General features: G+C 71.2%; 9 protein-coding genes. 3 read left to right on the top strand and 6 right to left on the bottom strand.

Annotation, left to right across the window (positions count from 1 at the left end):
* Positions 1-101 precede the first annotated feature (101 nt).
* The 3 genes from ACFWU9_RS18045 to ACFWU9_RS18055 form a co-directional block, all read right to left on the bottom strand.
* The gene (locus ACFWU9_RS18045) at positions 102-824 is read right to left on the bottom strand and encodes a chitinase (RefSeq protein ID WP_384319391.1); all 723 of its coding nucleotides are present in this window, start codon (positions 822-824) and stop codon (positions 102-104) included.
* Between the two features lie 217 nt (positions 825-1,041).
* Entirely contained in the window at positions 1,042-1,560 is a 519-nt protein-coding gene (locus ACFWU9_RS18050) for a lytic polysaccharide monooxygenase auxiliary activity family 9 protein (RefSeq protein WP_384319393.1), read from the bottom strand.
* Between the two features lie 352 nt (positions 1,561-1,912).
* Positions 1,913-3,262 carry a DUF308 domain-containing protein gene (locus ACFWU9_RS18055; protein WP_384319395.1) on the bottom strand — a complete coding sequence of 450 codons (1,350 nt, stop codon included), beginning with the start codon at positions 3,260-3,262 and terminating at the stop codon, positions 1,913-1,915.
* A 342-nt stretch (positions 3,263-3,604) separates the two neighbouring features.
* Between ACFWU9_RS18055 and ACFWU9_RS18060 the strand changes: the two genes are divergently transcribed.
* Positions 3,605-4,669 (top strand): glutathione S-transferase family protein, encoded by a 1,065-nt coding sequence (locus ACFWU9_RS18060; RefSeq protein ID WP_384319397.1) that lies wholly within the window; start codon positions 3,605-3,607, stop codon positions 4,667-4,669.
* Between the two features lie 78 nt (positions 4,670-4,747).
* Here the strand turns inward: ACFWU9_RS18060 and ACFWU9_RS18065 are convergent, their stop codons facing one another.
* From ACFWU9_RS18065 to ACFWU9_RS18075, 3 genes are all read right to left on the bottom strand, one after another.
* Complete coding sequence (locus ACFWU9_RS18065) at positions 4,748-5,470, bottom strand: Clp protease N-terminal domain-containing protein (protein WP_384319399.1); 723 nt, start codon at positions 5,468-5,470, stop codon at positions 4,748-4,750.
* Between the two features lie 137 nt (positions 5,471-5,607).
* Positions 5,608-6,492, bottom strand: a complete 885-nt coding sequence (locus tag ACFWU9_RS18070; RefSeq protein WP_384319401.1) for a sigma-70 family RNA polymerase sigma factor — start codon at positions 6,490-6,492, stop codon at positions 5,608-5,610.
* A gap of 130 nt (positions 6,493-6,622) precedes the next feature.
* Entirely contained in the window at positions 6,623-7,825 is a 1,203-nt protein-coding gene (locus tag ACFWU9_RS18075; protein WP_384319403.1) for a Cmx/CmrA family chloramphenicol efflux MFS transporter, read from the bottom strand.
* Between the two features lie 457 nt (positions 7,826-8,282).
* Between ACFWU9_RS18075 and ACFWU9_RS18080 the strand changes: the two genes are divergently transcribed.
* A complete protein-coding gene (locus ACFWU9_RS18080) occupies positions 8,283-9,290 on the top strand; it encodes a phosphotransferase (protein ID WP_384319405.1) in 1,008 nt (335 codons plus the stop codon).
* 91 nt (positions 9,291-9,381) lie between these two features.
* Complete coding sequence (locus tag ACFWU9_RS18085; protein ID WP_384319407.1) at positions 9,382-9,753, top strand: DUF952 domain-containing protein; 372 nt, start codon at positions 9,382-9,384, stop codon at positions 9,751-9,753.
* The last annotated feature ends 38 nt before the right edge of the window (positions 9,754-9,791 follow it).

The raw sequence follows: 9,791 nt of genomic DNA on the forward strand, positions 1-9,791 counted from the left end.
CGTTTTGTTGGGGTTTTCTTCTGGGGGGGGGTTTATCCACCCGTGGTGTGTACCCGCCTTCGCGGGGGTTCCCACCCCTCGTCCGCTTCCCGGAGGAAGCGTCAGCAGCTCAGGTTGCCGCCCGGGTCCACGCCGAGGATTCCGGTGAACTGACGGTACTTGTCGATACGGCTCTGCACCTGGGCGGGGTTTCCGCCGTTGCACTCGATGCTGCCGTTGATGCTGCGAATGGTCTCGCCGAATCCGGCGCCGTTCACCATCGCGTTGTGCGGGGTCATGGTGCCGGGACCGCTCTGGGTGTTCCAGTACCAGAGGCCGGTCTTCCACGCGACGGCGGAATCGTTCTGCACGAGGTCGGGGTTGTTGAGCAGGTCGATGCCGAGCGCGTCGCCGGCCGCCTTGTAGTTGAAGTTCCAGCTGAGCTGGATCGGGCCGCGGCCGTAGTACTTGTCGACACCCGCCGGGCAGCCGTAAGGCTGCGAAGCGTCGCAGTAGTGCGGGTAGTTGGCGGTGTTCTGCTCGACCACATGGACAAGTCCACCGGTCTCGTGGCTGACGTTCGCGAGGAACGCGGCGGCTTCCTGCCTACGTACGGTGTCACTTCCCGTTCCCGTGAATCCCGGGTAGGCGCTCAGGGCGGCGTTGAGCCCACCGTAGGTGTAGAAGGGATTCTTGCTCGGGAACATCTGGTTGAACTGCGACTCGCTGACGATGAAGTCGGCGGCGTCCTTCTCGGCGGCGGACGAGAGAGGGGCGAGCGACGTCAGGGAGAGAGCGGCGGCCGACGCGGTCGCGGCGAAAAGGCCGATAAGGCGCTTACGCAAGGGATTCACTCCTCGGAAGGGCCTCGGAGACATACCGCGGCCCAAGTGTGGGGGGTGGGTCGAGTGGCACCGGTGAGCCCCCTTCTCGCAGATCAGGGGCTCACCGGCGCGGGGATCGGGCACCGTCCGGCACAGGGTGGGGCACCGGGGCGAACGCTCGGCGGTCAGTGCTTCTTCGGCGGAGGGATCGTGGTTACCGGCTCCGCGGGAGAATTCGTCAGCCGCCGATGTTCACGTCGATGCACGCGTAGAACGCGTTCGCGGTGTCGGCGATGTTCCAGACCGCGAGGATCTCCTGCTTGCCCGACAGGCCGCCGAAGTTGACGTTGTGGGTGACCGTCGCTCCGGGCTGCGCGCCGCCGTCGTTGAATTCCGCGACCTTCTGACCGCCGACGAAGTACTGCCAGGTGCTGGTGGCGTGCCGCGCGGTGATCTTCCAGTTGAAGTTCTGGCTGGAGCCGATCGGAGTCACCGCCCAGCCCTTGCCGTCGTCGTCCAGCTCGCTGAAGCGGGAGTTGCCGCCGCTGCAACTGGTCAGACCCTTGGGGCCTTCCACGCTCTGGGGCTCGTACTTGATGTCACCGCAGCTGACGGTTCCGGCGGCGCACTGGGCCTGCCTGCTCGGCGGGTCCGAGATATAGCCGTGGGCGCTCGCGGAACCCGCGGGAAGGCTTATCGCGACGATCGGCGCGATCACCGCACCGAGGGCGACGGCCATCTTCCTCTTCGAATGCATGCGTACTCCTTCACATCAGGTCTTCCCGAGCCGTACCGGTCCGTGGGGGGACATGGGCGCGGCGCGGGCGGGCCTCTCAGGTGTGGGGCCAAGAGGCGCGAAGGGCGGTGGCTGGAGGCCTTGTCCGAGGGCACGCATGGGGGCGTGCATTCGGCAAAGGTCTTTACCACTTGGCCTAGACCATACAGGCAGTCGCGTTCACGTCAATAGCCCTGTGTGAACGATCAGTTGGACCTTGGTACGGCGTAATCGCGGCCTGCTGGACGGGTGAGGGAGCGTCGCGACGCGACCGTCCCCCGCTCGTGATCGGTGACAGACCGCGAACGGGGGACGGGGTGTGAGGTGGGGATTCTCAGGCGTCGCCGGGCGCGCCCTCGGTGGGCGACGAGCGCCGCGGCGAAGGCCGCACGCCCTGCCGCGCCGTCCTCCGACGGAGCGTCAGGGTGACGCCCGCGAGCACCAGGGCGACCCCGGCACCGCCCGACGCGGCCAGGCTCGCCCAGCCGGAGTCCGCGACCGGACCGCTCCGGAGCAGATCCGCCGAGCCGAGACCCGACAGCGCGTGGGCCGCGAGGACCCCGACCGCCGTGGCCGCGCCCGCCGCCCAGATCCGCACGGTGTCGGCCACCGCGAGCCAGAGGCCGAACATCAGGCAGAGCACGGTGACGACGAGGGAGACGGCGTCCGCGGATCCGCCGGACCGCAGGGCGGCGAAGTCCGTCGGCAGATGGAGCACACCACAGACGAACAGCGCGGCGGCGGCGAACCAGCGCAGCGGAGAACCCACGGGGGAGCGGGGGACGGATAGCGCCGTACGGTTCTGGGCGCGGTCGGCGTCCGGCGGGGCGAGGCGCGGGACCTCGGGCGGTGCGGCGGCCGGGGCGCTCGTCCACGGCGCGACGTGTGCGGACGGCTCGGGCTCCGGTTCGGGCTCGACGCGGCGAGAGGGGTGGGCCATGGCTTCGGCGAGGCGCGCCGGGTCGGCCATCGCCTCGGCGAGGCCGGAGAGGCCCGCGCGGCGGGCGTCGGGGTCGCGACTCTCGCCGGACTCGGGGGGACGGGCGAACGCGGTGCGGCGGCTCTGTTCGGGGCGGCTCTCCTCGTACGGGAGCTGCTCGGGCTGACGTGGTTCGGTCCCGGTCCGCGCGGTCCGGGCGCTGCCGTCGGTCCGGGCCCGGTCGGGGCGCTTCGGGTCGTGGCGGGCCTCTTCGGACCGGTTCCGTACGTCACCGGTCTGTTCGGGGCGCGGCTTCTCCCCGGTGGCCGTGTTCCGGCGGGGAGCCGCGACGGGCGGCTCGTTCTCGTGGGTGCCGAGGTACGAGACCAGTTGTGCCACTTCCTCGATCGGCCGGCCGACGGCGGCGGCGCGCAGCGTCGTGCCGGCCTCGTCGAACTCGTGCGGCGGCGCCTTCAGTATCGCGACGAGTCGCATGACCTCGTCGATCGGACGTGCCACCGCGGCGACCCGCAGGGCCTCGTCACCGGGGTTGGGCACCTCGTCGCTCCGTTTGAGCAGCATCACCAGCGCCGCGAGCTCCTCCAGCGGCCGGTAGGTGGCGGCAGTCCAGAGCAGCGTGCGTATGGGCTCCTCGCCGGAGTCCGTGACCGGGTCCCGCGATCCGGCCGGCGTCCCGGCCTCGCGCTCGGGCGGATCGTCGTAGTGGGCGTCGTTGTGGGTGGGGGTGGTGGGGTCGAGCGGCATGGCGCGGCTCCCTTGCCTCGAACTTCACGGGTGGGCACACACCGTGCTGGTCACGGTGCGTGATGAGCACGCACGCGTTGCTACAACAAACCCACATCCGTCCGGGTTGCGCCATCCGAGACGTCGTTATGTACGGCATCTGAGGGGACCCCGGCGCCAGGCGGGCCCCCGGCCGCCCCGGACGGTGACCGGACCCGTACGCCGACGGTGCCCGTACGTGTGTTTCCGCGCATGCTGGACAGCGTGGAAGAAAGCTCGGAACCGAGCGTGGAGAGAGCGGCCGGCCGATGGCCGAGCCCGGCCCGCGCACTCTCCTCGGGGGCCCGACCGGGAAGGACGGTCATGAGCGACGCAACCGGCGCCAAGGGCACGGACACCAGGGGCACGGACACCAGGGGCAGGGAAGGGAACGCCGCGTACGGCAAGAAGCCCTTCAAACGGTCCACGAGTCACTTCACCGACCGCATCACCGCCGACGGCCGCGACGGCTGGCCGGTGGAGGCCGGCCGCTACCGGCTGGTGGTGAGCCGCGCCTGCCCCTGGGCGAGCCGCGCCCTCGTGTCACGGCGGCTGCTCGGCCTGGAGGGCGCGCTCTCGCTCGCCGTCGCCGATCCGATCCAGGACGAGCGCAGTTGGCGCTTCACCCTCGACCCCGACAGCCGGGACCCCGTGCTGGGCATCAGCTTCCTCAGCGAGGCGTACGATGCCCGGGAGACGGAGTACCCCGGGGGTGTCAGCGTGCCGGCGATCGTGGACGTACCGAGCGGAAAGCTCGTCACCAACGACTACCAGCGGATCACGCTCGACCTCGCGACCGAGTGGACCGCGCTGCACCGCCCCGGCGCGCCCGATCTGTATCCGGAGCCGCTGCGTGACGAGATCGACGAGGTGATGGAGGGTATCTACCTCGATGTCAACAACGGCGTGTACCGGGCCGGTTTCGCGACGAGGCAGAGTGATTACGAGCGCGCGTACCGCGATGTCTTCCGCCGGCTCGACCTGGTGTCGGAGCGGCTGGCGGGTCAGCGGTATCTGGTGGGGGACACCATCACGGAGGCCGACATCAGGCTGTTCACCACGCTCGTGCGCTTCGACGCCGTCTACCACGGGCACTTCAAGTGCAACCGCAACAAGCTGACGGAGGATCCGGTCCTCCAGGCGTATGTCAAGGACCTCTATCAGACGCCCGGCTTCGGTGACACCGTGGACTTCGACCACATCAAGCGCCACTACTACATGGTGCACACCAGCGTGAATCCCACCGCCATCGTCCCCCTCGGGCCCGATCTCTCCGGCTTGCTCGACCCGCACCACCGGGAGGAGCTCGGTGGCCGGCCGTTCGGGGACGGCACTCCGCCCGGCCCGGTCCCGGCGGCCGAGGTGGTCCCGCCGGCCGGACGCCCCTGAGGATTACGCCGCCGGCCCCGGCGTGCCCGCGAACGGGCGCGCCGGGGCCGGGGCGTTGGATCAGGAGCCCTCTTCGGATCAGGCGCCTTCCTGCGCCGCGACGATCGCGTTCAGGGCCTCGACGGTGTAGGTCTCGGCGGCCGACTTGTCGATACCGAGCCCACTGAGCACCCCCTCGCCGTTCTCCTGTTCGAGCAGGGCGAGCAGGATGTGCTCGGTGCCGATGTAGTTGTGCCCGAGCCGCAGGGCCTCCCGGAAGGTGAGTTCCAGGGCCTTCTTCCCGCCCGCGTCGTACGGGATGAGGTCGGGAACCTCCCCGACCGCCGGCGGCAGGACGGCCTCGACCGCGTCCCGCAGAGCGTCGGCGCTCACGCCCTGCGCGACGACGGCGAGCGCGCCGATGCCCTTGGGCTCGCTCAGCAGGCCGAGTACGAGGTGCTCCGTCCGGATCTGGTCGTTGCCCGCCGCGCGGGCCTCCTCCTGGGAGGCCATCACCACTTTCCTGGCCCGTTCGGTGAAGCGGCTGAACCCCTGGCTGGCGTCGAGATCGGTCCCCTCGTCCTGGGCCTTGGCCACGAACCGCTTCTGGGCGGCCTGCCGGGTGACCCCCATGCTGCGGCCGATGTCCGTCCAGGAAGCGCCGGAACGTCGTGCCTGATCGACGAAGTGACCGATCAGGTGATCCGCCACGTCGCCGAGATGATCCGCGGCGATGACCGCGTCGGAGAGCTGGTCGAGAGCGTCGGTGTGAACCTTCTTGATGGCGTCGATCAGATCGTCGAGCCGGATGGGATGCGTCATGTGTCAACTGTAGGTTGACGCCTCGGGGGTGTCAACTCGACGTTGACGCCCCTCTGGGGTGATCCGCCGGGGTCGCTACGAGCCCGCCGGCGCGCCGTCCCGGCCCCGCCCTGGTGCACGGGGCCGGGACGCCTCGCTCAGGCGTCCAGCACCGTCAGATCGAGCCGGGCCAGACGCTCGGGGTCGTTGAGGATGGCGATGGAGGCGATCCGCCCGCCGGAGATCGTGAACGCCATGACCGAGATCGGCTGCCCGTCCGTCGTCGCGACGACCCCCGCCGCGCCGTTGACGAGCGCGGGGCGCGAGACCTCGGCGAACCGGGCCGCGAAGATCGCCCCGCCCGCGACGGCCGCCGCACCCCGCACGAGCCCGCCGGGACGCAGCGTCCCGCCGTCCGAACGCACCACGATGTCCGGGTCCAGCAGCGCCACCAGCCCGTCGAAGTCGCCGTCCCGCGCCGCCGCGAGGAACGCGTCCACGACCTCACGCTGCCTGGCGACATCCGGGTCCGGGGCCGGAGCCGCCCCCTGGACCCGGCGTCGGGCGCGACTGGCGAGCTGACGGGCGGCGGCCGGGGTACGGCCGACGACGGGGGCGATCTCGTCGAACGGCACCGCGAACAGATCGTGCAGCACGAACGCCAGCCGCTCGGCGGGAGCCAGCGCTTCGAGCACCACGAGCAGCGCCAGACCGACCGAGTCCGCCAGCAGCGCCTCCTGCTCCGGGTCCACACCGTCCGCCCCGCTGATGATCGGGTCGGGCAGCCGTACGCGCTCCTCCAGCGGGTCCTCGCGGCGCGACGTCCGCGAGCGGAGCATGTCGAGGCAGACGCGGCCGACGACCGTCGTCAGCCAGCCACCGAGATTCTCGACCTCGCTCGTGTCGGAGCGGTGCAGCTTGAACCACGCCTCCTGGACCGCGTCGTCCGCCTCGCTCAGCGACCCGAGCATCCGGTAGGCCACCGCCCGCAGATGGCCGCGGTGCGCCTCGAAGCGCCGCGCCAGAAATTCGTTGTCGTCCATCGCCGTACCTCTCGACCCGACCCGTCAGTGCGTTCCTCACCGTGCTGACGCGTGGGAGGCGGGAGGTGTGACGAGGGGCCGCCGATGTCGCCATGGCGGGCGTGCTGTCGTCCAAGGCCGTCGCTCGGCCTCAAGCGACCGTAGCCTTCGTGAATTGCGGCGAGCGAACGAGCCGGATGACACCCGCCACGATCAGAGCCAGACCCATCAGGACCGCGCTCACCCACACCGGGGACCGGAAGCCGAGACCCGCGTCGATGGTGAGCCCGCCGAGCCAGGGACCGGCCGCCGCACCGATGTTGAAGGCCGCCGCCGCGAACGAACCGCCAAGGGTCGGCGCCCCGGGGGCCAGGTGGAACACCTGGGAGATCATCGCCGACCCGGTGCCGAAAGCGAGCATCCCCTGGACGAAGACGAGCGCGACCACCGCCGCCGGGCTCACCGCGCCCAGCGCGAGCGCGATCCAGCCGACCATGAGAGACACCATGCCGGCCAGGACGAACGCGCTGCGCCGCGCGTCGGCGACGCGGCCCGAGACGGTGACGCCGACGAGCGACCCCACACCGAACAACGCCAGCAGGGCGGGGACCCACCCCGCGCCGAGCCCGGTGACACGGGTGGCCAGCGGTTCGAGGTAGGAGAAGGCGCCGAAGGTCGCGCCCTGGACGAGAGCCATCGTCAGCAGCGTGAGCAGCACACGTCGGCCGGTGAGGGAACGCAACTCCGCCCGTACGGTGGGTGTTCCGGTGCCCGCGACGGAAGCACCCGTGGGGGCGGTGACTCGCGGCCGGTCGTCCGGCACCGACGTCACGATCGCCAGCAGCGCCGGCACCGACACGAGAGCCACCGCCCAGAACGCCGACCGCCATCCCAGGTGCTCACCCAGCAGCGCCCCGGCGGGCACGCCCACCACACAGGCGACGGTGACACCGCCGACCACGACCGACGTGGCGCGCGCCCGCGCCGCCGGCTCCACCATCGAGACCGCCGCGACCAGGGCGACCGCCCAGAACCCGGCGTTGGCCAGCGCCCCGACGATCCGGGTCGCGAGCAGCACCTCGTAGCCGGGGGTGAGGGCGCCGACGACGTGCGCGGCGACGAACACGGTCAGAAAGATCAGCAGCGCGCGACGGCGCGGCCAGGTACGGCTGAAGAGCGCCATCAGCGGCGCCCCGACCACCATCCCCACGGCGAACGCCGAGGTCAGCAGCCCTGCGGCGGGGATGGACACCTGCAGATCCTCGGCGATACCCGAGACGAGCCCGGACAGCATGAACTCGGAGGTGCCCTGGGCGAAGACGGCGAGCCCGAGCACGTACACAGCGAATGGCATGACGGAACCCCAGAGAGGCTAGAAGAGTTGACGGCCTGTCGGATGGCATGAGGAGGGGGAGGTGGGCCGGCCCGTGCGGCATGACGGTGTGTCATGCCACACGGCGACGCGGCGAGAGATCCGTCAACTCATCGACGGCCCAGGCGAGTTCACGCACAGGCGGGCCAGGACGGGACCGGACGGATCGGGAGACGCCGAACGCGGAACACGACGGGTGTCGGCGTTCAGGAGCGGCCCACACGACGGTGGACCGGCGGCAGCAGCCGTAACGAGGGCGCGCACACCACCCACACGGTGGTACGCGTCAAATCGACAGCGGATCGGCCACCGGGCGACCGGTGGCTAGAGTCTGTCCGACTCGGGGCTAGCCATGATCGGCAAGATACCAGCCGCCCCCCGCGCTCTCCACCCGATTAACGACGTGCGGCTCCGGTGCCGGGCCACTACCTTCACCGCCATGGAAGAGCGACCGGACGGCATCGAGGACCCCGACGTACGACACGCCCTGGACGCGTGGGGGATCGACCCCGTCACCTGGGAGTACGCACCCGTCGGGTTCGGCGACTACCACTGGACGGCCGCCGACACGCGCGGGCGACGGTGGTTCGTGACCGTGGCGGATCTGACGCGGAAGAGCTGGTACGGGGACGGGACCGAGGCCGCCTTCCAGGGGCTGCGGGACGCCATGGACACCGCCGCCGCGCTTCGGGACGCCGAGCCCCACGGCCTGGACTTCGTCGTCGCCCCGGCGCGTAACGCCGACGGCGGGACCGTACGGAGGCTGGGGAGCGGGCACGCGGTCAGCGTGTTCCCCCTCATGTCCGGCACGCCCGGCCACTTCGGCGACACCCTCACCGCACACGACCGCGGCCTGATGGTGGAGCTGCTCGCCAAGCTCCATCGGACGGCTCCACCACCCTCTGCCCGTGTGCTGCCGGCCGCGTTCGCGACCCGCCCCCAACTGGACGCCGCGCTGCGGGAGATGGGCGGTCCCTGGGACGGTCCCGGACCATACGCCGAGCCCGCCCGCCGACTGCTCCTGGACCATGCCACCGCTCTGCGGGGCCGGCTCGGCGAGTTCGACCGGCTCGCCGGTGAACTGAAGGACGGCGGCGGTCCGCTCGTCATCACGCACGGCGAGCCGCATCCCGGCAATGTGCTGCGGGTGGGCGAGCGGCGGCTGCTGCTCGACTGGGACACGGTGGGCCTCGCGGTACCCGAGCGTGACCTCTGGCTGGTCGCCGAAGGACCTGCCGACCTCGCACGGTACGAGGAGGCCGGCGGTCGCGGGCCGGACCCCTCGGCGCTGGCGCTCTACCGGCTCCGCTGGGCCCTCAACGATGTCGCCGAGTTCCTCGACGTCCTTCGCGCACCGCACGGGCGGACCCCGGACATCGAGCAGGCGTGGCGGGCACTGGCCGGCACGGTCGAGAGCCTCGCGGCCGGGGCCCAGGGCCGGTCGTAGCGGGACCGGCCACGACCGCTACGCGTGGTCCGTTCCGGTGAGCGCGGCGGTGCGAGCGCACCGGTCTCCTCCGGACGGCTATAACCACGTCATGCTCTATCACTTCGCGACGCTCGAAAACTGGTCGGCCGACCCGGACCGGCCCTACGCGCCGCCGTCCTTGGCCACCGACGGCACGGTCCACTGCTCCCCGACGGAGGAGGCGGTGCTCATGGCGGTCGCGCGCTTCCACCGGGAGACGGCCGGAGTCGTCCTGGCCATCGACGAGACGAGGGTCGACGTCCCGGTCGAGCGGGTGGCACCGCCCGCCCACTCGCCGCTGGCCGCTCGCCCCGGCTTCCGGATGGCCCGGCTACGGGGACCGCTCAACCGCGACGCCGTGGTCCAGGTGATGGACATCGTCCGCGGCCAGGACGGCGAGGACTGGGCGCTCGTCGCGCGGGACGGCTCCGCGACCCGCTGACGGCGGAGGCGGGGCCGTCCCGCGCGAGTCGAATCTCC

Origin of the sequence: Streptomyces sp. NPDC058653 (genome assembly GCF_042716895.1) — a bacterium.
GTDB lineage: Bacteria > Actinomycetota > Actinomycetes > Streptomycetales > Streptomycetaceae > Streptomyces.

Excerpts from the sequence above, each read along its gene's own strand:
- ACFWU9_RS18050 (WP_384319393.1), bottom strand. The coding sequence starts at position 1,560 with ATGCATTCGAAGAGGAAGATGGCCGTCGCCCTCGGTGCGGTGATCGCG.
- ACFWU9_RS18055 (WP_384319395.1), bottom strand. The coding sequence starts at position 3,262 with ATGCCGCTCGACCCCACCACCCCCACCCACAACGACGCCCACTACGAC.
- ACFWU9_RS18060 (WP_384319397.1), top strand. The coding sequence starts at position 3,605 with ATGAGCGACGCAACCGGCGCCAAGGGCACGGACACCAGGGGCACGGAC.
- ACFWU9_RS18065 (WP_384319399.1), bottom strand. The coding sequence starts at position 5,470 with ATGACGCATCCCATCCGGCTCGACGATCTGATCGACGCCATCAAGAAG.
- ACFWU9_RS18070 (WP_384319401.1), bottom strand. The coding sequence starts at position 6,492 with ATGGACGACAACGAATTTCTGGCGCGGCGCTTCGAGGCGCACCGCGGC.
- ACFWU9_RS18075 (WP_384319403.1), bottom strand. The coding sequence starts at position 7,825 with ATGCCATTCGCTGTGTACGTGCTCGGGCTCGCCGTCTTCGCCCAGGGC.
- ACFWU9_RS18080 (WP_384319405.1), top strand. The coding sequence starts at position 8,283 with ATGGAAGAGCGACCGGACGGCATCGAGGACCCCGACGTACGACACGCC.
- ACFWU9_RS18085 (WP_384319407.1), top strand. The coding sequence starts at position 9,382 with ATGCTCTATCACTTCGCGACGCTCGAAAACTGGTCGGCCGACCCGGAC.